The sequence below is a fragment of the Agromyces sp. PvR057 genome (genome assembly GCF_040547485.1).
Lineage (GTDB): Bacteria > Actinomycetota > Actinomycetes > Actinomycetales > Microbacteriaceae > Agromyces.
Genome location: NZ_JBEPPT010000001.1, coordinates 1,670,685 through 1,691,408 on the forward strand (window position 1 = coordinate 1,670,685; position 20,724 = coordinate 1,691,408).

The window sequence follows — 20,724 nt, forward strand, 5'->3', positions numbered from 1 at the left end:
AGAGGACATCGTGTCTGCAGTGAACAGTTTCGGGGCGAAGGACACGCTCCGCGTCGGCGAGGAATCCTACGAGATCTTCCGTCTCGACACGGTGCCCGGCCACGAGAAGCTTCCGTTCAGCCTCAAGGTTCTCCTCGAGAACCTGCTCCGCACCGAGGACGGTGCGAACGTGACGAAGCAGCAGATCGAGGCGCTCGGCTCCTGGGTCCCCACCGCTGATCCCGACACCGAGATCCAGTTCACGCCCGCCCGCGTGGTCATGCAGGACTTCACGGGCGTGCCGTGCATCGTCGACCTCGCCACCATGCGCGAGGCCGTCGTCGCCCTCGGCGGCGACCCGAACAAGATCAACCCGCTCTCGCCGGCCGAGATGGTCATCGACCACTCCGTCATCGCAGACCTGTTCGGCACCGAGAACGCGCTCGAGCGCAACGTCGAGATCGAGTACGAGCGCAACGGCGAGCGCTACCAGTTCCTGCGCTGGGGCCAGACGGCGTTCGACGACTTCAAGGTCGTCCCGCCGGGCACCGGCATCGTGCATCAGGTGAACATCGAGCACCTGGCCAAGGTCATCTACGACCGCACCGTCGACGGCGTGCTCCGCGCGTACCCCGACACCTGCGTCGGCACCGACTCGCACACCACGATGGTCAACGGCCTCGGCGTGCTCGGCTGGGGCGTCGGCGGCATCGAGGCCGAGGCCGCGATGCTCGGCCAGCCCGTGTCGATGCTCATCCCCAAGGTCGTCGGCTTCAAGCTCTCCGGCGCGATCCCCACGGGTGTGACCGCGACCGACGTCGTGCTCACCATCACCGACATGCTGCGCAAGCACGGCGTCGTCGGAAAGTTCGTCGAGTTCTACGGCGAGGGCGTGGCATCCGTGCCGCTCGCGAACCGCGCGACCATCGGCAACATGAGCCCCGAGTTCGGCTCGACCGCCGCGATGTTCCCGATCGACGACGTCACCCTCGACTACCTCCGCCTGACGGGCCGCAGCGAGCAGCAGGTCGCGCTCGTCGAGGCCTACGCGAAGATCCAGAAGCTCTGGCACGACGCCGACAACGAGCCCGTCTTCAGCGAGTACATGGAGCTCGACCTGTCGACGGTCGTTCCCTCGATCGCCGGCCCGAAGCGTCCGCAGGACCGCATCGAGCTCTCCGACTCGAAGTCGGCGTTCGAGAACGCCCTGCTCGACTACGCCACGGTCGAGCACGACCTCGTCGACCTCGAGGGCTCCGAGTCCTTCCCGGCCTCGGACGCCCCCGGCAACTCGCCCGAAGACGAGTACTCGCACCACCTGCACACCCACCGCAGCCACGCGCCGGCGACGGTCTCGAAGCCGACGGATGTCACGCTCGCCTCCGGCGAGAACTTCGTGCTCGACCACGGCGCCGTCGCGATCGCGGCCATCACCTCGTGCACCAACACGTCGAACCCCTCGGTCATGCTGGCCGCCGGCCTGCTCGCCCGCAATGCGGCGAAGAAGGGCCTCAAGGCCAAGCCGTGGGTCAAGACCACGCTGGCACCGGGTTCGAAGGTCGTCACCGACTACTACGAGAAGGCGGGCCTCACCGACGACCTCGAGGCGCTCGGCTTCTACACCGTCGGCTACGGCTGCACGACCTGCATCGGCAACTCCGGCCCGCTCCTCGACGAGATCTCGGCCGCGGTGAACGACTCCGACCTCGCCGTCACCGCGGTGCTCTCGGGCAACCGCAACTTCGAGGGTCGCATCAACCCCGACGTGAAGATGAACTACCTCGCGAGCCCGCCGCTCGTGATCGCGTACGCACTCGCCGGGTCGATGAACTTCGACTTCGAGGCCGATGCGCTCGGCACCGACCACGACGGCAACGACGTGTTCCTGAAGGACATCTGGCCCGACGCCGCCGAGGTGCAGCGCACGATCGACACCTCGATCGACACCGACATGTTCGTCACGCAGTATGCGAGCGTGTTCGAGGGCGACGAGCGCTGGCGCGGACTCGACACGCCCACCGGCTCGACGTTCGAGTGGAACGAGGCGTCCACGTACGTGCGCAAGCCCCCGTACTTCGACGGCATGACGATGGAGACCACCCCGGTCGCCGACATCGCCGGGGCGCGCGTGCTCGCCAAGCTCGGCGACTCGGTCACCACCGACCACATCTCGCCGGCCGGCAACATCAAGGCCGACAGCCCGGCGGGCAAGTACCTCGCCGACCACGGGGTCGAGCGCAAGGACTTCAACTCTTACGGGTCGCGCCGAGGGAACCACGAGGTCATGATCCGCGGCACGTTCGCGAACATCCGCCTGAAGAACCAGCTCCTCGACGGCGTCGAGGGCGGCTACACGCGCGACTTCACGCAGGCCGACGCGCCCCAGTCGTTCATCTACGACGCGAGCCAGAACTACCAGGCCCAGGGCACCCCGCTCGTGATCTTCGGCGGCAAGGAGTACGGTTCCGGGTCGTCGCGCGACTGGGCGGCCAAGGGCACCAGCCTCCTCGGCGTCAAGGCCGTCATCACCGAGAGCTTCGAGCGCATCCACCGCTCGAACCTCATCGGCATGGGCGTCGTGCCGCTGCAGTTCCCGGCAGGCGAGAGCTGGGCGTCGCTCGGCCTCGACGGCACCGAGGTGGTCTCCATCACGGGCCTCGAGCAGCTCAACGAGGGCGTCACGCCCAAGACCGTGCACGTCGTCGCGGCCCCGAGCGAGCACTCGCCCGCAGGCAAGCAGACCGTCGAGTTCGACGCGGTCGTTCGCATCGACACCCCAGGTGAGGCCGACTACTACCGCAACGGCGGCATCCTCCAGTACGTGCTGCGCTCGCTCGTCTGAGCTGGCGCGACCGAACGCCCGCTTCCTCATGCCGGATTGATCCGGCCCGGGGGAGCGGGCGTTCGGCGTCTCGGCACGGTGGCGTCCCGGAGACTCCGGTTCAGCGCGGCGGAACCCTCAGCGCGACTGGCGCTTCTTGTACGGCAGCGGCTGTCCCTTGACCTTGGGCGCCCGGCCCTTGCCCTTCGACGCCTTCGCCTTGCCGCCGGCCTTCGGCTTCGGGGGCGCGTTCGCGGCGTCGACCGCGGCGAGTTCCGATCGTGCGGTCGTGAGGAAGAGGGTTCCGGCCTCGGTGAGCGTGATCCGGTCGTCGTCGCGCTCGACGAGCACGGAGCCGACGGCCCGCTGCACCGAGTCGAGCGAGGTCCTCAGGGTCGACCGCGGCACTCCGAGCGAGGCTGCGGCTCGACCCAGGTGCAGCTCGGTCGCCACGACGACGTAGTGGCGGAGCAGTTCGGTGTCCATGTGGGGCCTCTCGTTCGGCCGCGAGTTCCGCGGCCGCTTCAACAGTACGACGGCGGGTCGCGATTCTCGATCCGCCCGACGGTCGACTCGCGTTCCCACCGTGCCGTCGGGGCGCCCCCGAGGCGCGTCCGAACACCTCCGTTCGACGTCGCGGCGTCGGGGTGCGCGAGGGCCGACCGCGTAGAATGACGTGATGCGCCGGTCCGTCCGGTGCTGAAGCGAAAGGTGGTCTCGATGTCCCTTCTGGAGTCGATCGGAGGTCCTCGCGACCTCGACGCTCTCTCGAAGGATCAGCTCGAGCAGCTGGCCGCCGAGATCCGCGAGTACCTGGTGCGCAACGTCGCCAAGACCGGCGGACACCTCGGCCCCAATCTCGGCGTCGTCGAACTGACGATCGCGATGCACCGGGTGTTCGATTCGCCGCGAGACGCGATCGTCTTCGACACGGGCCACCAGTCCTACGTGCACAAGCTCCTGACCGGGCGTCAGGACTTCTCCACGCTCCGTCAGGAGGGCGGACTCGCGGGCTATCCGCAGCGGTCGGAGTCCGAGCACGACATCGTCGAGAGCTCTCACGCATCGAGCTCGCTCTCGTGGGCCGATGGCATCTCGAGGGCCTTCTCGATGACCGGGCAGGACGACCGCTTCGTCGTGGCCGTCGTCGGCGACGGCGCGCTCACCGGCGGCATGACGTGGGAGGCGCTGAACAACATCAGCGACGACAATAACCGTCGCCTCGTGATCGTCGTGAACGACAACGGACGCTCGTATGCGCCGACCATCGGCGGCATGGCGCGCTTCCTCAACGGCGTGCGCACCAGGCGCAGCTATCGCAACCTCTACCTCACGAGCCAGCGCGCGTTCGATCGCCTCGGCGGTGCAGGTCGAGCGCTCTACCGGGGCGTCCGGGGCGGAACCCACGGGTTCCTCGCACGCTTCTCGAACAACGAGGCCCTCTACTCCAACCTCGACATCAAGTACATCGGTCCGGTGCACGGCCACGACGTCTCGGCGATGATCGAAGCGCTCGAGCAGGCGAAGAACTACGGCGCTCCCGTCATCGTGCACGCCATCACCGAGAAGGGGCGCGGCTACGAGCCCGCCTTGAAGGACGTCGCCGACCAGTTCCACGCGGTCGGGCAGATCGACCCCGAGACCGGCGAATCGCTCGAGACGAGCGGTGCCGCGAGCTGGACCAGCGTCTTCGGCGACAAGCTCGTCGAGCTCGCGGCCGAGAACGAGCGCATCGTGGGCATCACCGCGGCGATGCTGCGGCCCACTGGCCTGCACAAGATGGCCGAACGCTTCCCAGAGCGCGTCATCGACGTGGGCATCGCCGAGCAGCACGCCGCGACCTCCGCCGCCGGCCTCGCCTTCGGCGGCATGCATCCGGTCGTCGCGATCTATGCGACCTTCGTGAACCGCGCCTTCGACCAGGTGCTGATGGATGTCGCGCTCCACCGGGCCGGCGTCACGTTCGTGCTCGATCGTGCGGGCGTCACCGGGCCAGACGGTCCGAGCCATCACGGCGTCTGGGACCTCGCGATCCTGCAGGTGGTGCCCGGCATCAGGCTCGCGGCACCGCGCGACTCCGCCCGGCTCGAAGAGGAACTCGCTGAGGCCGTGGCCGTCGACGACGGCCCGACCGCCCTGCGCTTCCCGAAGGGCAGCGTCGGCGCGTTCTACGACGCCGTTCGGCGCACCGATGACGGTGTCGACGTGCTGCGCGAGAGCGCGAGCAAGGACGTGCTCATCGTCACCGTCGGGCCGATGGCCGGCACCGGACTCGAGGTCGCGGAGCGACTCGCCGCTCAGGGCATCGGCGCGACCGTCGTCGACCCGCGCTGGGTCGTGCCCGTGCCGCGCAGCGTGGTGAGCATGTCGGCCGAGCACCGGCTCGTCGTCTGCATCGAAGACGGCATCCGGGTCGGCGGCATCGGAACGCGCATTCGCCAGGACCTCCGCGAGGCCGGCGTCGATACGGCCGTGACCGAGGTGGGCCTTCCCGACGAGTTCCTCGACCACGCCAGTCGTGCCCAGATCCTCGAGCGCACGCAGCTGACCCCGCAGCACATCGCCCGTGACGTCATGGGCATGGTGCTGGGGTCGAAGCTGCCGCACGCGCGAGGCGTCTCGAGCGAGACGGGCGCAAGCCCGATCGTCGCAGGGGATCGCTGAGCCGAACCCCCGTCACGTACGCGAAAGGGCCGGATCCGCATTGCGGATCCGGCCCTTTCGCGGATGCGGTGCCGTTCGGCTACGCGCCCACGCCGCGCACGGGCGGGGTGTGGAACGTGCCGCCGAAGACGCGCTCGGAGGCGCCGACCCGGTCGAGGTACGGCGTGACGCCGCCCATCTGGAACGGGAACCCGGCACCGAGGATCATGCAGAGGTCGATGTCCTCGGGTACGGCGACGACGGAGTCGTCGAGCATGAGCTTGATCTCGCGAGCGAGTCCGTCTTCGAGCGCGACGAGGATCTCCTCGGCGCTGCGCGGGTTGCTCCCCCCGGCGACGATCTTGAGGGCACCCTTGTCGAAGCCCTTGACCTTGCCCTTGTCGTCCTTCTCGAGCAGCTTGCCGTATTCGGCGAGCTTGTGCAGGTTCTCGCTCCGGTAGAACCGCTCGGGGAACGCCGCGTGGTGCGTGTCGAGCACGTGCGCCCCGACCTTGAGCCCGACGAGATCGAGCAGTGCCGACGGGGCCATCGGCAGGCCGAGCGGGGCGATGGCCTTGTCGACGGTCTCGAACGACGTGCCCTCGTCGACCGCCTTCATCGCCTCGCCGAGGAGCACGGCGAGCAGTCGGTTGACGACGAAGCCGGGGGTGTCGGCCGTGATGACGGCGTTCTTGCGCAGGTTCTTGGCCGTGACCATGGCCGTCGAGAGCGTCGCCTCGTCGGTGTGCGAGGTCTTGACGACCTCGATCAATGGCATCAGCGCGACGGGCGTGAAGAAGTGGAACCCGACGAGTCGCTCGGGGTGCGCGAGCTTCGCGCCGATCTGCTCGACCGACAGCGACGACGTGTTCGTGGCGAGCACGGCCTCGGGCGAGATGAATTGCTCCACCTCGGCGAAGACGGCCTGCTTGATCTCGAGCTCCTCGAAGACGGCTTCGATGACCCAGTCGCAGTCGGCGAAGTCGGCCTTGTCGGTCGTGCCGGTGACGAGCGCCTTGAGGCGGTTCGCCTCGTCGGGGGAGATGCGACCCTTGCCGAGGAGGGTGTCGATCTCGCCCGCGATGTAGGCGACGCCCTTGTCGACGCGCTCCTGGTCGATGTCGGTGATGACGACCGGCACGCGCAGGCGGCGCACGAAGAGCAGCGCGAGCTGGCTCGCCATGTAGCCCGCTCCGAGCACGCCGACCTTGGTGACCTTCTTGGCGATGGCCTTGTCGGGAGCTCCTGCAGGGCGCTTCGTGCGCTTCTGCACGAGGTTGAACGAGTAGATCGAGGCCTGCAGCTGGTCGCCGGCGATGAGCTCGGAGAGCACCTCGTCCTCACGCTGGAAGCCCTCGGCCCGGGTGCCGGTCTTGGCCGCCTTCATGAGGTCGAGCGCGGCGTACGGAGCCTGGGGCACGGTGCCGATGCGCTTGGCGAGCGTGTCGCGGGCGATCTTGATCGCGATGTCCCATTTGGCGAGCCGCTCGAGCTTGCCGGGCTCGTTCGCCCGCTTCACCTTGATGGTGCCGTTGATCACGCCGTCGGCCCACTTCAGCGAGTCCTCGAGGTAGTTGACGGCGGGGAAGATCGCGTCGGCGATGCCGAGCTCGAAGGCATCCTGGGCCTTGAGCGTGCGGTTCTGCTTCAGCGGGTTCTCGATGACGACCTTGAGCGCATTCTCGATGCCGATCAGGTTCGGCAGGATCGTCGCGCCTCCCCATCCGGGGATGAGGCCGAGGAAGACCTCGGGCAGCGCGAGTGCGGGCGCGGAGGCGTCGACCGTGCGGTAGTCGGCGTGCAGGCCGATCTCGAGGCCGCCGCCGAGCGCGAGGCCGTTGGTGAACGCGAACGAGGGCACGCCGAGGTCGGACAGCTTCGCGAGGGCGTGGTGGCCGAGCTGCACGAACTTCTTCGCGGTCTCCTTGTCGGGGATCTCGGCGACCTTCGAGAGATCGGCGCCCGCGGCGAGGATGAACGGCTTGCCGGTGACGGCGACCGCGTCGATCTCGCCTGCGGCGGCACGCACCTTGAGCGCATCGAGCACTCCGGCGTACTCGAGCAGCGATGCCGCGCCGAGCGTGTTGGGCCGGGTGTGGTCGCGCCCGTTGTCGAGGGTCACGAGCGCGAGGGTCTTTCCCGAGGCGAGGCGGATGTCGCGCACGTAGGAGTGCGTGACGACCTCGTCGTCGCCGGCGAGGGCGACGAGCGAGTCGAAGTCGATGGTCGAGTAGTCGGTCATGCGCGCTTCTTCGCCTTCTTGTCGAAGTTCGGGTTCTCCCAGATCATCGTGCCGCCCTGGCCGAGGCCCACGCACATGCTCGTGATGCCGTAGCGCAGCTCGGGGCGCTCGGCGAACTGGCTCGCGAGCTGGTTCATGAGACGGACTCCGGATGACGCGAGCGGGTGTCCGACCGCGATGGCGCCGCCCCAAGGGTTGATGCGCGGGTCCTCGTCGTCGATGCCGTAGTGGTCCATGAAGGAGAGCACCTGCACGGCGAACGCCTCGTTCATCTCGAACAGGTCGATGTCCTCGATGGTCAGGCCCGCCTTGCGGAGCGCCTTCTCGGTGGCGGGGATCGGGCCGATGCCCATGATCTCGGGGTCGACGCCGGCGAAGGCGTAGCTGACGAGCTTCATCTTCGGGGCGAGACCGAACTCCTTCGCGGCGTCGCCGGAGGCGAGCAGCGCGGCGGTCGCCCCGTCATTGAGCCCGGAGGCGTTGCCCGCGGTGACGCGGCCGTGCGGACGGAACGGGGTCTTCAGCGCGGCGAGTCCCTCGAGGGTCGTCTCGGGGCGCATGACCTCGTCGTGCGTGGCGAGGCCCCAGCCCTGCTCGGTGCGGATCGCGACCGAGACCAGGTCCTGCTGGATCTTGCCGGCCGCGTACGCGGCCGCGGTCTTCTGCTGGCTGGCGAGGGCGAAGCGGTCGCTGCGCTCCTTGGTCAGCTGCGGGAAGCGGTCGTGGATCCGCTCTGCGGTCGCACCCATGACGAGCGCGTCCTCGCCCACGAGGCGCTCGCTGAGGAAGCGCGGGTTCGGGTCGACGCCCGAGCCCATGGGGTGGTGTCCCATGTGCTCGACGCCGCCGGCGATCGCGAGGTCGTACATGCCGAACCCGATCGAACCCGACACCATGGCGGCGGCGGTCATCGCGCCGGCGCACATGCGGTCGATCGAGAATCCCGGGACCGTCTTGGGGAGGCCCGCGAGGATCGCGGCCGTGCGTCCGAGCGTGAGGCCCTGGTCTCCGGTCTGCGTCGTCGCGGCGATCGCCACGTCGTCGATGCGGTCCTTCGGGACGTCGGGGTTGCGCTCGAGGAGTCCGACGATCGCCTTCACGACGAGGTCATCGGCCCGAGTGTTCCAATACATGCCCTTTTCACCGGCTTTGCCGAACGGAGTCCGAACTCCGTCGACGAAGACGACATCAGCTTGATGTGCCACGCTGCAGCTCACTTTCGATCTGGATTGGTTCGATCCTACGAAGCGGCCCTGCGCGGCCTGAATCGCTTGACGGTTCCTACGAAGCGGGCTTCTCGGCGTCGTCGACCGCTTGTGACGCCTCCACAAAGGCGAGGGAGATCTTCTGTGCTGTTGCCGCAATCTGCCAGGGCCGGGCGCCGATCGCTTCGAGCGCCGATCCGATCGACACCGCGTCGGATTCCGCCGGCGGGGTCCAGGCGAGCCGACGCAGGTGGTCGGGCGTCAGGAGGTTCTCGACCGGCATGGTCATCTCTTCGGCGACCTCGGTCACCGCGGCCTTCGCGAGCCGGAGCCTGGCATCGGCCTCCGGGTTGCGCATCGCCCAGGCGCGGGGCGGCGGGGGCGCGTCGTTCGGCACGCGGGTGGCCGGCAGGTCCTCGCTCGCGAGGCCCCGCTCCACGGCGGCCCACCAGCGGTCGAGCTCCCCGCGGCTCGCGCGCCCGGTGAACGCCCGGAGATCGGCGAGGCCCTTGCGCGTGCGAGGCGGGTCCTTCGTGACGGCGAGGATCGAGGCATCCGGGATCAGGCGGCCCGGCGCGACATCCGTCTCGGATGCGTACGCGTCGCGCGCGAGCCAGAGTTCGCGGGCGACCGCGAGATTGCGGGGCGAGCGGATCGCGTGGATGCCGGAGAGTCGGCGCCATGGCTCGGGGCTGGCCGCCTTCGGCTCGCGCGTGCGCACGGCCTCGAACTCCTCGGCGGCGAGCTCGGTCTTGCCGGCCTCGGCGAGCCGCTGCACCAGCCCGTCGCGCACGTCGACGAGCAGGTCGACGTCGAGTGCGGCGTAGGTGAGCCAGGACTGGGGGAGCGGCCGCGTCGACCAGTCGGCCGCGGAGTGCTCCTTCGCGAGGTGCACGCCGAGCAGCTCCTCGACGACGGCGGCGAGGCCGACCCTCGGCATGCCGAGCAGTCGGGCCGCCAGCTCGGTGTCGAAGATCCGGGAGGGGTCCAGGCCGACCTCGCGGAGGCAGGCGAGGTCCTGGCTGGCCGCATGCAGCACCCACTCGGCGTCGACGATGGCCGATTGCAGCGCGGAGAAGTCGGGGATCTGCGGCGGGTCGAAGAGGAAGGTCCCAGAGCCGCGGCGATGCATCTGGATGAGGTACGCGCGTTGGGAGTACTTGAAGCCGCTCGCCCGCTCCGCGTCGACGGCCACCGGTCCTTCGCCGTCGAGGAGACGACGGACCGCCTCGTCGAACTCGGCGGGTGTCTCGATCACCCGCAATTCATCCACGTTTCGTCCTCCGTCTTGGCAGGGCCGTCACCCCTTCGGAACGGGGAGGAAGACCTGCCAACATGCACAACAGTTCGCTCCAGCCTTCCACATGCGGGCCGATCTGCGCGTCGAGCGGCGTCCATGACGCCCTGAGCTCGATCTGCGCCCCGTCGCCCTGGCGCGCGAGTTCCCCGAATCCGGTGGAGAGGATCTTGGTCGCGGTTCCGGATGCCGCGATGTAGGCGGCGCCCCGCGCATCGAGGGCGTCGACGAGCCACGACCACGCGACATCCGCCAGGAAGGGGTCGAGCCCGATGTCGGTCTCGAGTGGAGCCTGCGCGAAGCACACGATGCGGAAGCGCCCGCCCCACGCCTCTGGTTCCATCGGGTCGTAGAGCAGCACGAGGCGTCCGGTGCCGAGGTCGGAGTCGTCGCCGTGGCCGACCTGCCCCGGCGAGACATCCGCCGAGAGGGCCATCGCGAAGGGGGCGAGCGAACCGGGCGCTGGGATCTCCTGCACGCGCAGTTCGGCACGGGGCGAGGCCGCACGCAGCGAGGCGAGTGCGGCCTCGAACTCTGGGGGAAGATGCGTCGAGGAGTCGGGCACGAGTGCAGACTAGAGTCTCCGATGGGGTGCGCAGCGGCGGCACGCCGCCCCCGGCGACACGCGCACCGCAACGGCACCTGCGGGAGGGCAGCGATGGGTCGAGGTTCGAGGACGACGACGGTGATCGGCGCGCTGATCGGGCTCGTCGCCGCGGTCGCCGCGGTGTTCGCGGCCCTCACGGCGGTGCTCACGATCGTCTTCGCGAGACGCGTCGTCACGCCCGAACCCGCCAAGCGCGGCGTCGAGCGCATCATCGGCGTCGACCTGGCGCGCTCCACGATCAGCCTCGCGGCATCCGACGAGACGCGCATGCTGGGCTCGTACGGGTTCTGGTTCGACAAGGACGCCGGCCATGCCCGTCTCGGCGACGTCCTCGACGACGACGGCCGCGTGGTGCGCCGGCGCATCGACTCCGTGGACTTCGGCCGACTCGATCGGGCGACCCACGGGCGCATGAGCGGCTGGGTGCGCATCGGCCCGTGGGAGCTCGACCGTCCGTACCAGGACGTCATCGTGCCCACGGCCCTGGGCCCGGCGCCGGCCTGGCTCGTGCCGGCGAAGGGAATCGACGCCGACGACGCGGCGCGCGCCGACTCGCGCGTCGACTCGGGCGACGACTCCGGCGACGGCTCGAACGACGCGGGCGAGGACTGGGTGATCCAGGTGCACGGGCGCGGGGCGAAGCGCCACGAGGGCCTCCGCGGCATCGAGCCCATCACCGATGCCGGGTGGACGACGCTCCTCATCAGCTACCGAAATGACGGCGAGGCGCCCGAGAGCGTCGACCGCCGCTACGGGCTCGGCGGCACCGAGTGGGCGGATGTCGAGGCGGCCGTCCGATTCGCGACCGAGCACGGAGCGCGGCGCATCGTGCTCATGGGGTGGTCGATGGGCGGATCGATCGCGCTTCAGGCGGTGCTTCGTTCGGCCGAGGTGCGTGAGCGCCTCGTCGGCGTGATCCTTGATTCCCCGGCCGTCGACTGGGTCGACATCCTGCGGTTCCAGGGCCGCGCGCTCGGCCTGCCGACCGGGCTGGGCGACGCGGTGGCGCATGTGCTCGGAGAGCCGTGGAGCGGCGGGCTCACCGGGCTCGCGGCTCCGGTCGCCGTCGAGGAGCTGGATCCCGTCGCCCGTGCCGACGAATTCGAGGTGCCGATGCTCCTGATGCACAGCGCCGACGACGGGTTCGTGCCGATCGAGGGATCTCGCCGCCTCGCCGCCGCCCGCCCCGACCTCATCAGGTTCGAGGAGTTCGCCGGCGCGAGGCACACGAAGCTGTGGAACCACGACCCCGAACGCTGGTCGCGCCTGGTGCGGGACTGGCTCGTGGACCTCGCGGCGGCTACTCGGCCGATCGAGACCGAAGCTGGCGCTTGATGCGCGCGAGCATGCCCGTCATGCCGCGCACGCGGAGCGGTGAGACCGCCTGGCCGAGGCCGATGGTCTGCGGGTAGTCGTCGGGGATCGACAGCACCTCGTCGATGCTCAGGCCGTCGATGCCCTGCACGAGGATCGACGCGAACCCGCGCGTGGTCGGCGACTCGGCCGGCGCCGTGGCGTAGAGGTGCGCGTGCCCGTCGACGACCTCGACGAAGATGTACACCGGCGACTGGCACTCGACCACGCGTTCGAGCAGGTCGGGGTGGTCGGCGTACCGCTCGGGCAGCGCAGGCAGCTCGTTCGAGAACTCGAGCAGCAGCTGCAGGCGGTCGCGAACCTCGAGTGCGAGGAAGTCGTCGCGCGTCTCGGCGAGACGCTGGGGCAGGGCGGTGGCATCCATCCCGTCCATTCTCCCATCACGTTCGCACCCGACGGCGCGCGCAGCGGCCAGGACCCGTGCCGGGGCACCGATCGTTCGCCGAGCGACGCGGATCGGAGCGGTCAGCGGGTCGGTGCGTCTCCGCGGTCGGTGCCCGTCGCGATCGGCACCCGCACCGCGCTGCCCCACTCGGTCCATGAGCCGTCGTAGTTGCGCACGTTCTCGAAGCCGAGCAGGTGCGTCAGCACGAACCAGGTGTGGCTCGAACGCTCGCCGATGCGGCAGTAGGCGATGACCTCGTCGCCGTCCTCGAGGCCGACCTCGTCGCGGTAGATGGCATCGAGTGCCGCGCGGTCCTTGAAGGTGCCGTCGCCCGCCGCAGCCCTGGCCCACGGAACGGATGCCGCGGTCGGGATGTGACCGGCGCGGAGGGCGCCCTCTTCGGGATAGGCAGGTGCGCTCGTGCGTTCGCCGGTGTACTCCTCGGGCGAGCGGACGTCGATGAGGGGATTGCCGAAGTGCGCGAGGACGTCCTCCTTGAACGCGCGGATCTCGACATCGGAACGTTCGACGACCGGGTACTCGACGGGCGTCACCGCGGTGCGCTCGGTCGTGATGTCGCGCCCCTCGGCGATCCAGAGGTCGCGGCCGCCGTCGAGCAGTCGCACGTCCTCGTGTCCGAAGAGCGTGAACACCCAGAGGGCGTAGGCAGCCCACCAGTTGTTCTTGTCGCCGTAGATGACGACGGTCGAGTCGCGGGCGATGCCCTTCGATCCGAGCAGCGCGGCGAACTGCTCGCCGTCGAGGTAGTCGCGCACGACGGGGTCGTTGAGCTCGGTGTGCCAGTCGACCTTGACCGAGCCGGGGATGTGCCCGGTCTCGTACAGCAGCACGTCCTCATCGGACTCGACCACGACGAGGCCCGGCTCGCCCAGGTGATCGGCGAGCCACTGCGTCGAGACGAGCCGTTCGGGGTGGGCGTACTCGGCGAACTTGGCGGATGCATCGAGCTCGGCGGACATCTGTACCTCCTGTGGTCGTCCGATCGGACGGGGGCGCGGGGCTGGCGGTCTAGGCTGTTGACCTGATCCACGTCGAATCTACGCGGCGTGCCCGTCGAAGAGCGCACTCCGGTCATCCGGGGCAACACTGGAGCCATTCACGCATGACCACGGCATCGAGCCAGGCCCTCATCCGTCTCATCGAGCGGAATCCGACCATCTCGGGTGCCGAGATCGCCTCGGAGCTCACACCGCCGCCGCAGTTCGAGCACGCGTCGTTCGAGTCCTACCGACCCGACGCGAACTTCGCATCGCAGCAGGCGGCGCTCGACCGACTCGGCGAGTTCGCGGCGGTGTGGCGCGCCCAGCGTCCCGGCGGGTTCTTCTCCCGCAACCGCAAGCCGAAGGCCGAGCTGCCCGGCATCTACCTCGATGGCGGGTTCGGCGTCGGCAAGACGCACCTGCTCGCGGCGCTCTGGCACATCGCACCCGGACCGAAGTACTTCGGCACGTTCATCGAGTACACCGCGCTGGTGGGCGCGCTCGGCTACGCGAACGCGGTACAGCTGCTCGCGGGTGCGCGGCTGATCTGCATCGACGAGTTCGAGCTCGACGATCCGGGCGACACCATGCTCATGACCCGCTTCCTCGGCGAGCTCATGGCCGGCGGCACGCGCGTCGCGGCCACGTCGAACACGCCGCCGAACGCGCTCGGCGAGGGGCGGTTCGCCGCGGCGGACTTCCTGCGCGAGATCCACGCGCTCTCCTCGAACTTCGAGACGCTCCGCATCGACGGCCTCGACTACCGGCGTCGCGACACCGAGGGCCGGTCGGCGACGCTCGAGACCGACGCGGAGGTCGCCGCCAAGGCGACCGCGCTCGTCGACCGCGGGCACGCGGTCTCCCTCGACTCCTTCGACGCCCTCATCGCCCACCTCGCGACCGTGCATCCGTCGAAGTACGTGAAGCTCCTCGACGGCGTCGAGATCATCGCGCTCGACGGCGTGCACGAACTCTCCGACCAGAACGCCGCACTGCGGCTCGTGGCCTTCATCGACCGCGTGTACGACGCCGAGGTGCCGATCGTCGCCAGCGGGCTCCCGCTCGACCAGGTCTTCGACGAGGACATGATGGCCGGCGGATACCGGAAGAAGTACCTCCGCGCGATGAGCCGCATGATCGCGCTGACCACGGGCGAGCTGCCCCCGCACGACTGATCACGGTCGTTTCTCCGCCGTTTCCCATCGGTTGGATGGCACCGCGAAACACGCTGTTTACGCGGGCGCGCAGCACGTAACACTCGCGAAACAGAACACGGTCCCGCACGAAACGTCCTCTCGTGAAACTTGGCGACACAGGTTCCCCGGCCTGTTTTCCCCGAGAGAGGTTCGAGATGGATCAAGGCAACACCGCGTTCCTGTTGATCATGGCGGCATTGGTGCTGCTCATGACGCCGGGACTCGCTTTCTTCTACGGCGGTCTCGTCAAGGCGAAGAGCGTCATCAGCATGATGATGATGAGCTTCGGCGCGATCGGCCTCATCGGCGTGCTGTGGGTGCTCTACGGCTACGCGATCGCGTTCCCCGGTGCTGAGGGACTCGTCGCCCCCTGGTCCATCGACTGGTCGGCCATCGGCCTCACGAGCCTGCTCGAGGTCCCCGAGGATGCCGCGTTCCCGCCGCTCGCGTTCGTGGCCTTCCAGGCGACCTTCGCGATCATCACGGTCGCGCTCATCTCGGGCGCCATCGCCGACCGCGCCAAGTTCGGCGCATGGATGATCTTCGCGGCGATCTGGGCGACCATCGTCTACTTCCCGGTAGCGAGCTGGGTCTTCAACTTCGGCCTCGCCGACGACGGTTCGTTCGCCTACGGCGGCTGGACCACGTTCGGCATGCAGGAGGCCTTCGGCGTCGGCGTCATCGACTTCGCCGGCGGCACGGCGGTGCACATCAACGCCGGTGCCGCAGCGCTCGCCCTGGCGCTCGTGCTGGGCAAGCGCGTGGGCTTCTCGAAGGGTGCGCACGTTCCCCACAACCCGCCGTTCGTGCTCCTCGGCGCCGGCCTCCTGTGGTTCGGCTGGTTCGGCTTCAACTCCGGCTCGGAGCTCGCCGCCGACGGCACCGCAGCGCTCGCCTGGGTCAACACGCTCGCCGCTCCCGCTGCGGCGCTGCTCGCCTGGCTCATCGTCGAGAAGATCAAGGACGGCAAGCCCACCTCGGTCGGTGCGGCATCCGGTGCCGTCGCGGGTCTCGTCGCGATCACCCCTGCGTGCGCAGCGCTCACGCCGGGCTGGGCGATCGTGCTCGGCCTCATCGCCGGTGCCGTCTGCGCCCTGGCGATCGACCTGAAGTTCAAGTTCGGCTTCGACGACTCGCTCGACGTCGTGGGCATCCACCTCGTCGGCGGCCTCATCGGAACGCTGTACCTCGGCTTCTTCGCCAACAACACCGGCCTCATCTACAGCGGTGACCCGACGCAGCTGATGGTCCAGGCCATCGCCGCCTTCACCGTGCTGATCTACTCGTTCGTGCTCGCCTTCGCGATCGGCTGGGTCATCCAGAAGACGATCGGCTTCCGCATCACGAACGAGGACGAGCTCGCGGGCGTCGACACCGCCGTCCACGGTGAGGACGCGTACAAGCTCGAGACCGTCTAGGGGTCCTGAAGCACCGCGAGGGCGGTGGGGTAGTGTGCGGGTGTGACTGACACCGGCCGCTTCCTCACCGCCCTTCGGCGTGCACTCCGCAGCGTCTTCGGGGGGTCGCGGGGCAGTTCGAAGACGACGGATGCCGCGGGGCGCGCGTCGGTCGCGACGGGCCTCCTGTCGCCGGGGCAGACGGGGGCCGCCGCGACGGTCGAGGTCGATCCGCGCAGCCTCCGCGGCGTCAGGCTCGCCTACTCGCCGTCGCGTGACGGACAACCCGATCCCGGCGAGATCGTGTGGACCTGGGTGCCGTACGAGGAGCGCGACGGGCGCGGCAAGGACCGCCCGGTCGTCGTGGTCGCGGCATCCGGCTCCGAGGCGTTCCTGGCCGTCCAGCTGACCAGCAAGGCCCACGACGGCTCGCAGGACTTCGTCGCGCTCGGCGCGGGCGCATGGGACTCGGCGGGTCGGCCGAGCTGGGCGAACATCGACCGGGTGTTCCGGGTGCACACGGCCGGCATGCGCCGCGAGGCCGCGTCGCTCGATGCGAAGCGGTACCTGAAGGTCGCAGAGGCGCTCGGCGCTCGCTACGGCTGGCGCTGACGACCGAGGGCCGCGGCCGGCTCGAAGGGCCGTGCGGACGGCGGCGGCGGGCGTCGAGGCATCCGGCGACCGGGCTGCTCCGGGAAGCTCGGCGCCTGCGCTGTGAAGCGCACCGTTCGCCACCGTGAAACGAAGAACGCCCCCAGTGGAGTGGGGGCGTTCGTGGGCGATGCCGGGCTCGAACCGACGACCTCTTCCGTGTGAAGGAAGCGCGCTACCAGCTGCGCCAATCGCCCATGTGGGACTCGCGGCTCACCGGGGTGACCGCGCGGATTCGATACTAGCGACGAATGCGCGCAATTGCACATCGAACGATCCGTGGCGTGTCGGCACACCTTGGAGCGTGCGCGGACCCGCTGTCAGGGGCGCCCAGAAGGCCGTCCCGGGGCTCGACACGCCCGGCTTGCAAGCCTGGATTCCGCCTGCGACCGGGCTGAACGTCGGGTGAACACTGCTCAGTTTGTGAATCGATCCGGGTATCAGTTAGAGTCTCTCTGCACGCAGAAATGCAAAGCAACGCGGATGTGGCGCAGTGGTAGCGCATCACCTTGCCAAGGTGAGGGTCGCGAGTTCGAATCTCGTCATCCGCTCTGATCAGGATCTGAGCGCAAGCATAGGTCCTGCTCTTTTGGTGGAGAACCCAGACACGGTGGATTGGCCGAGAGGCGAGGCAGCGGCCTGCAAAGCCGTATACACGGGTTCGAATCCCGTATCCACCTCCAAGCCGTGAACTTGTTCACAGCTTTGGGCGATTGGCGCAGCGGTAGCGCGCTTCCCTGACACGGAAGAGGTCACTGGTTCGATCCCAGTATCGCCCACCACGAAAACCCCCGGTTATCCGGGGGTTTTTTCGTATCCGGGGTTACGCGGGCATCATGCGGGCATCATCGGATCGAAAATGGGCATCATTCGGTGTTCGCGACGGCGGGACTGCGGGCGGTCGCAGGTGATCCGCTGGCAGCGAACTCGGCCTCGAAGATCGTCCCGATAGGTGATCGTGTGCCTTGTACCCCGCGCTGCGCGGGGGCTTACGGGGGGTAATGCCATGGCTGTGCTGATCATCGTTCTTCTGCTCGTCTCGCTCGTGCTGACCGGGGTTGGTACGTGGTACACCACCCGGCCGATGCTCGTCGAGGTCGAGCCCCAGTACTACTCGTTCCCGAATCCGAAAGACTGGAAGGTGCGCAACCTCGGCATGCTGCTGCTCGGGTCTGGGCTGCTCACAAGCACGATCGCGTCGCTACTGGGTGTGCTCGAAGCCCTGTAGGGTCAGCCCGCGCGAACGGGGTCACCTCGATGCGCTCGGCGGGCTCGGCACCTCGATGCGGTTCGGGCGGTCAGCGCCAGTCGTACCCCCGGATGGACTCGCGCAGCCCGTCCACGTCGAGGTGCGCCCACGGCGTAGCGTTCGGCTCCGTGCGCCCCGAGACCGCCCAGCCGCGCACCCCTCGGGGCTCGGGCTCATGCGGCGTACCCCCGCGCAGTACGCGCCCCGGGTCCACGTATTCGAGCAGCGCGGAGCCCATCGGCCCCGGCCCGGTGCCGAACGGGTCGGCGTGGAATGCCTCGCACGTCATGCAGAGCGACACGTCGAGGTTGCGCGGCCCCGAGCCCCCGAGCCCGCCCGGGCTCATGCTGTGCGCCGTCCATGGCGTCTGCCAGCGGGCAGCGGTCACGGTCCCGATGCCGCAGTACCCGCAGCCGCCCGTGGGGCACTCCACGGCCCGGGGCGGCATCCGGTACGCCTGCCAGCGCCCTACAGCCCGCTTCACGTCGGCCCGGTCATCCGGGCTCAGCCACGACCACGGGCGCTCGGCACATGAGGTGACCAGCGCGCCCTCGGCCAGCGATGGGGAGAATCGCGCGGCCCAGCGCCGCGCCTCGGCGCTCAGCACGTCGAGGGCCATGCGCAGATGCTCGGCGCTCAGCGAGCCCGGGACCGGCGAGCCCGCCGCCGCCATGACGTCGAGCGCGAGGGCCGCGCGATGGTTGGCGATGCTCGCAGCCCCGATGCGGGCACGCACGCCGGGGTTCGCTTCCATGAGCAGCGCGGCGAGCCCGTGGCGGTCTCGGCACTCGGCGCACGTGCGGAACTCCACCACGCGCTCGGCCACCAGATGCCCGGCGCGGGGATGGTACGTGTTCGAGGTGAACTCCTCCACCAGCCCGGAGAGCACGGCCACGCCGCACACGTGGCACGCCAGCGCCCCCTCGGGCAGCGGGTCTATCCCCACGGGGCGCACCACGGACGCCAGCAGTTCGGCCTCGGCGGCGCGCTCGGCCTCGGCTCGCTCGGCGGCTTGGCGCTCGGCTCGGGTCATGGTCTCGGGCATGGTGCTCTCGCTCTCTGTCGGTCGTGCGCTACGTCTTGGTGAGCCCTCGGAGGTAGCGGCTCGCGCTCTCGGCTTGGCGGGCGTGCAGCGCTTCACGCTCGGCCCCAGCCTCGGCGGCTTGGCGCTCCCGGACGGCTGCCAGCCGGGCGGCTCGCTCGGCCTCGGCCCGGGCTACCTCGGCGGCGTCGGCGGCGATGCGCACCCGCTCCGCGTGCTCGCGCTGCTCGGCAGCCTCGGCCACGTCGCGGCGGATGCCTGCCCGGCGGTGGCTCTCCCCGGGGTAGTTCATGCTCATGCGGCCTCCGACCACTCGATATCTGCGTCGGAGTCGGCCACCAGCGCGAGCAGCGAGGCGCGGGCGGCAGCGTCGAACCTCCCGGCGTCGCCGTGCTCGCAGAGGTGCGGGCACTCGCAGAGGATCACGGGCCGCATGGCGATGCGAGCAGCAGCAGCGGCCACCAGCCCCCGGCGGCGCTCGGCATCGGCGGCGATGCGTGCCAGCCGCTCGGCCCGCCTCCGCTGCTCGGTCACAGCCCGAGCCCGAGCCTCGGCGGCGGCGAGCCGGGCTCTCGGGTCTCGGTGCGGGCTGCTCATGGCTCAGCCGTTCACGTACGCCCGGAGCGCGTGCAACCGGGCGTCAGCGATGCGGCCCGGGCAGATGCCGTGCGCGCCTCCCGGACGCCCGAAACACCACGCGCCCGGCTCGGCGTCATGCTCGGAGCACGAGAGCGCCAGCGCCTCGGGGCTCAACAGCGAGGCGGCAATGCGGGCGCGCACCTCGGCCAGCCCGAGCCCACCCCGCTCGGTCACGGCCTCGGTCTCGGGCTCACGCTTGGCGGGCTCCCGGTAGTGCTCATAGACCGCTTCGGCTTTCTCCACGTCGAACCGCCGGGACTGGTGCGCGGCCCGAATCCGGGTTTGGTCGGAGGTGCGGTGCGGTGCGCTCATCGGGTGCCCCTCGGGGTCGTGTGGGCGAGCGCTCGGCGTGCGGCGCTCAGCGTGGCAGCCATGCGCGCCTCAGCGAGCGTGCGGGCCATGTACGCCTCGGCGGGCTTGCGCCCGGCTTCCATGGCGCGGCGTGCGGGGGTCGTGTCGGTCATCGGGGCTCACTCTCGGCTCGGGCGGCGATGCGGTCGGCAGCCTCGGCCAGCACTTCGCCCGGGTCTCGGCCCGTGCGCTCGGCCTCGCGCATGAGGAGATCCACCAGCACCGCCCGGGGCTCGCACGCGACGCGCACCTCGGCGGGCACCGTGGCCCAGAATGCGCGGTCGGGTTCGATCCGGTCCCAGTTCCCGCGCCAGTGCAGCCACTCCCCGCCGTTCACCGCGCCGGGCTCCCGTACGGGCTCGGTCTCGGTCAGCACCCAGCCGTGCGCCCGCGCCCACTCCGAGAGCAGCCGCCGCGCGTCGAGGTCGTGCGGGGCGGCGGCGATGACGGCGGCGAGGTCGGCGTGTGTGTAGTTCGCCGGGTGGAGTCGCTGCCCGTTCCCGGCCAGCACCTCCCAGCCGTGCAGCACCCGGCTCGGCTCCCCGATTCCGAGCGCGAGCTTAAGACGCTCGGGGTCGGGCGTGAACGTGTGTTCGCTCATGCGGGCACCTCCGCCCGGGCAGCGATTCCGGCAGCCTGCCACTC

20 protein-coding genes and 4 tRNA genes are annotated in these 20,724 nt (G+C 69.6%); 10 read left to right on the forward strand and 14 right to left on the reverse strand.

Annotated features, from left to right (window positions below):
* Nucleotides 1-10 precede the first annotated feature (10 nt).
* Nucleotides 11-2,821: an aconitate hydratase AcnA gene (gene acnA / locus ABIC29_RS07565; protein ID WP_116081567.1), complete on the forward strand. Its 2,811-nt coding sequence runs from the start codon at nucleotides 11-13 to the stop codon at nucleotides 2,819-2,821.
* A gap of 117 nt (nucleotides 2,822-2,938) precedes the next feature.
* Here the strand turns inward: acnA and ABIC29_RS07570 are convergent, their stop codons facing one another.
* Entirely contained in the window at nucleotides 2,939-3,286 is a 348-nt protein-coding gene (locus ABIC29_RS07570; RefSeq protein WP_116081568.1) for a LysR family transcriptional regulator, read from the reverse strand.
* A 234-nt stretch (nucleotides 3,287-3,520) separates the two neighbouring features.
* Between ABIC29_RS07570 and dxs the strand changes: the two genes are divergently transcribed.
* Nucleotides 3,521-5,464, forward strand: coding sequence for a 1-deoxy-D-xylulose-5-phosphate synthase (gene dxs / locus ABIC29_RS07575; RefSeq protein WP_116082563.1), 1,944 nt, complete (start codon nucleotides 3,521-3,523; stop codon nucleotides 5,462-5,464).
* Between the two features lie 79 nt (nucleotides 5,465-5,543).
* On the opposite strand, the gene ABIC29_RS07580 is transcribed toward dxs, so the two are convergent.
* From ABIC29_RS07580 to ABIC29_RS07595, 4 genes are all read right to left on the reverse strand, one after another.
* Nucleotides 5,544-7,685, reverse strand: coding sequence for a 3-hydroxyacyl-CoA dehydrogenase NAD-binding domain-containing protein (locus ABIC29_RS07580; protein ID WP_354244038.1), 2,142 nt, complete (start codon nucleotides 7,683-7,685; stop codon nucleotides 5,544-5,546).
* Nucleotides 7,682-8,890, reverse strand: a complete 1,209-nt coding sequence (locus ABIC29_RS07585) for a thiolase family protein (protein ID WP_116081570.1) — start codon at nucleotides 8,888-8,890, stop codon at nucleotides 7,682-7,684. Before ABIC29_RS07585 ends, ABIC29_RS07580 begins: the two co-directional genes overlap by 4 nt.
* Nucleotides 8,891-8,966: 76 nt before the next feature.
* Complete coding sequence (locus ABIC29_RS07590) at nucleotides 8,967-10,148, reverse strand: ribonuclease D (RefSeq protein ID WP_502915454.1); 1,182 nt, start codon at nucleotides 10,146-10,148, stop codon at nucleotides 8,967-8,969.
* Nucleotides 10,149-10,155: 7 nt separating this feature from the next.
* A complete protein-coding gene (locus ABIC29_RS07595) occupies nucleotides 10,156-10,752 on the reverse strand; it encodes a DUF3000 domain-containing protein (RefSeq protein ID WP_116081572.1) in 597 nt (198 codons plus the stop codon).
* Between the two features lie 120 nt (nucleotides 10,753-10,872).
* On the opposite strand from ABIC29_RS07595, the gene ABIC29_RS07600 reads away from it, so the two are divergent.
* On the forward strand, nucleotides 10,873-12,129 hold the full coding sequence (locus tag ABIC29_RS07600; protein ID WP_354244043.1) for an alpha/beta hydrolase family protein: 1,257 nt from the start codon (nucleotides 10,873-10,875) through the stop codon (nucleotides 12,127-12,129).
* On the opposite strand, the gene ABIC29_RS07605 is transcribed toward ABIC29_RS07600, so the two are convergent.
* Together ABIC29_RS07605 and ABIC29_RS07610 are read right to left on the reverse strand one after the other, a co-directional pair.
* Nucleotides 12,095-12,532 (reverse strand): SufE family protein, encoded by a 438-nt coding sequence (locus tag ABIC29_RS07605; RefSeq protein WP_116081574.1) that lies wholly within the window; start codon nucleotides 12,530-12,532, stop codon nucleotides 12,095-12,097. The genes ABIC29_RS07600 and ABIC29_RS07605 overlap by 35 nt on opposite strands.
* Nucleotides 12,533-12,633: 101 nt before the next feature.
* Complete coding sequence (locus ABIC29_RS07610; RefSeq protein ID WP_116081575.1) at nucleotides 12,634-13,533, reverse strand: sulfurtransferase; 900 nt, start codon at nucleotides 13,531-13,533, stop codon at nucleotides 12,634-12,636.
* A gap of 143 nt (nucleotides 13,534-13,676) precedes the next feature.
* Here ABIC29_RS07610 and zapE point away from each other — a divergent pair, with 143 nt between their 5' ends.
* The 3 genes from zapE (at nucleotide 13,677) to ABIC29_RS07625 (ending at nucleotide 16,759) form a co-directional block, all read left to right on the forward strand.
* Nucleotides 13,677-14,729, forward strand: coding sequence for a cell division protein ZapE (gene zapE / locus ABIC29_RS07615; RefSeq protein ID WP_116081576.1), 1,053 nt, complete (start codon nucleotides 13,677-13,679; stop codon nucleotides 14,727-14,729).
* Between the two features lie 176 nt (nucleotides 14,730-14,905).
* Nucleotides 14,906-16,168, forward strand: coding sequence for an ammonium transporter (locus tag ABIC29_RS07620; RefSeq protein ID WP_116081577.1), 1,263 nt, complete (start codon nucleotides 14,906-14,908; stop codon nucleotides 16,166-16,168).
* A 42-nt stretch (nucleotides 16,169-16,210) separates the two neighbouring features.
* Entirely contained in the window at nucleotides 16,211-16,759 is a 549-nt protein-coding gene (locus ABIC29_RS07625; RefSeq protein ID WP_354244048.1) for a type II toxin-antitoxin system PemK/MazF family toxin, read from the forward strand.
* A 163-nt stretch (nucleotides 16,760-16,922) separates the two neighbouring features.
* Here the strand turns inward: ABIC29_RS07625 and ABIC29_RS07630 are convergent.
* Nucleotides 16,923-16,995 (reverse strand) — tRNA-Val (locus tag ABIC29_RS07630).
* Nucleotides 16,996-17,277: 282 nt separating this feature from the next.
* Between ABIC29_RS07630 and ABIC29_RS07635 the strand changes: the two genes are divergently transcribed.
* The 4 genes from ABIC29_RS07635 (at nucleotide 17,278) to ABIC29_RS07650 (ending at nucleotide 18,026) form a co-directional block, all read left to right on the forward strand.
* Nucleotides 17,278-17,349, forward strand: a tRNA-Gly gene (locus ABIC29_RS07635).
* A 58-nt stretch (nucleotides 17,350-17,407) separates the two neighbouring features.
* Nucleotides 17,408-17,481: transfer RNA gene (locus tag ABIC29_RS07640), tRNA-Cys, on the forward strand.
* A 24-nt stretch (nucleotides 17,482-17,505) separates the two neighbouring features.
* Nucleotides 17,506-17,580: transfer RNA gene (locus ABIC29_RS07645), tRNA-Val, on the forward strand.
* 224 nt (nucleotides 17,581-17,804) lie between these two features.
* A complete protein-coding gene (locus ABIC29_RS07650) occupies nucleotides 17,805-18,026 on the forward strand; it encodes a hypothetical protein (protein WP_354244051.1) in 222 nt (73 codons plus the stop codon).
* A 70-nt stretch (nucleotides 18,027-18,096) separates the two neighbouring features.
* Here the strand turns inward: ABIC29_RS07650 and ABIC29_RS07655 are convergent, their stop codons facing one another.
* The 6 genes from ABIC29_RS07655 to ABIC29_RS07680 all read right to left on the reverse strand — a co-directional run bounded on the left by ABIC29_RS07655 (nucleotide 18,097) and on the right by ABIC29_RS07680 (nucleotide 20,680).
* Entirely contained in the window at nucleotides 18,097-19,092 is a 996-nt protein-coding gene (locus ABIC29_RS07655) for a hypothetical protein (protein ID WP_354244054.1), read from the reverse strand.
* Nucleotides 19,093-19,120: 28 nt separating this feature from the next.
* Nucleotides 19,121-19,387 carry a hypothetical protein gene (locus ABIC29_RS07660; RefSeq protein ID WP_354244057.1) on the reverse strand — a complete coding sequence of 89 codons (267 nt, stop codon included), beginning with the start codon at nucleotides 19,385-19,387 and terminating at the stop codon, nucleotides 19,121-19,123.
* Nucleotides 19,384-19,623, reverse strand: coding sequence for a hypothetical protein (locus ABIC29_RS07665; protein WP_354244060.1), 240 nt, complete (start codon nucleotides 19,621-19,623; stop codon nucleotides 19,384-19,386). The genes ABIC29_RS07660 and ABIC29_RS07665 overlap by 4 nt, the downstream gene beginning before the upstream one ends.
* 66 nt (nucleotides 19,624-19,689) lie before the next feature.
* Complete coding sequence (locus ABIC29_RS07670) at nucleotides 19,690-20,040, reverse strand: hypothetical protein (protein ID WP_354244063.1); 351 nt, start codon at nucleotides 20,038-20,040, stop codon at nucleotides 19,690-19,692.
* Nucleotides 20,037-20,192 (reverse strand): hypothetical protein, encoded by a 156-nt coding sequence (locus ABIC29_RS07675; protein ID WP_354244066.1) that lies wholly within the window; start codon nucleotides 20,190-20,192, stop codon nucleotides 20,037-20,039. The genes ABIC29_RS07670 and ABIC29_RS07675 overlap by 4 nt, the downstream gene beginning before the upstream one ends.
* Nucleotides 20,189-20,680, reverse strand: coding sequence for a hypothetical protein (locus ABIC29_RS07680; protein ID WP_354244069.1), 492 nt, complete (start codon nucleotides 20,678-20,680; stop codon nucleotides 20,189-20,191). The genes ABIC29_RS07675 and ABIC29_RS07680 overlap by 4 nt, the downstream gene beginning before the upstream one ends.
* Nucleotides 20,681-20,724: the final 44 nt, after the last annotated feature.

Coding starts and splice junctions, on each gene's coding strand:
- ABIC29_RS07605 (WP_116081574.1), bottom strand. CDS start 12,532: ATGGATGCCACCGCCCTGCCCCAGCGTCTCGCCGAGACGCGCGACGAC.
- ABIC29_RS07610 (WP_116081575.1), bottom strand. CDS start 13,533: ATGTCCGCCGAGCTCGATGCATCCGCCAAGTTCGCCGAGTACGCCCAC.
- ABIC29_RS07660 (WP_354244057.1), bottom strand. CDS start 19,387: ATGAGCATGAACTACCCCGGGGAGAGCCACCGCCGGGCAGGCATCCGC.
- dxs (WP_116082563.1), top strand. CDS start 3,521: ATGTCCCTTCTGGAGTCGATCGGAGGTCCTCGCGACCTCGACGCTCTC.
- ABIC29_RS07650 (WP_354244051.1), top strand. CDS start 17,805: ATGGCTGTGCTGATCATCGTTCTTCTGCTCGTCTCGCTCGTGCTGACC.
- zapE (WP_116081576.1), top strand. CDS start 13,677: ATGACCACGGCATCGAGCCAGGCCCTCATCCGTCTCATCGAGCGGAAT.
- ABIC29_RS07675 (WP_354244066.1), bottom strand. CDS start 20,192: ATGACCGACACGACCCCCGCACGCCGCGCCATGGAAGCCGGGCGCAAG.
- ABIC29_RS07570 (WP_116081568.1), bottom strand. CDS start 3,286: ATGGACACCGAACTGCTCCGCCACTACGTCGTCGTGGCGACCGAGCTG.
- ABIC29_RS07655 (WP_354244054.1), bottom strand. CDS start 19,092: ATGCCCGAGACCATGACCCGAGCCGAGCGCCAAGCCGCCGAGCGAGCC.
- ABIC29_RS07670 (WP_354244063.1), bottom strand. CDS start 20,040: ATGAGCGCACCGCACCGCACCTCCGACCAAACCCGGATTCGGGCCGCG.
- ABIC29_RS07620 (WP_116081577.1), top strand. CDS start 14,906: ATGGATCAAGGCAACACCGCGTTCCTGTTGATCATGGCGGCATTGGTG.
- ABIC29_RS07680 (WP_354244069.1), bottom strand. CDS start 20,680: ATGAGCGAACACACGTTCACGCCCGACCCCGAGCGTCTTAAGCTCGCG.
- ABIC29_RS07580 (WP_354244038.1), bottom strand. CDS start 7,685: ATGACCGACTACTCGACCATCGACTTCGACTCGCTCGTCGCCCTCGCC.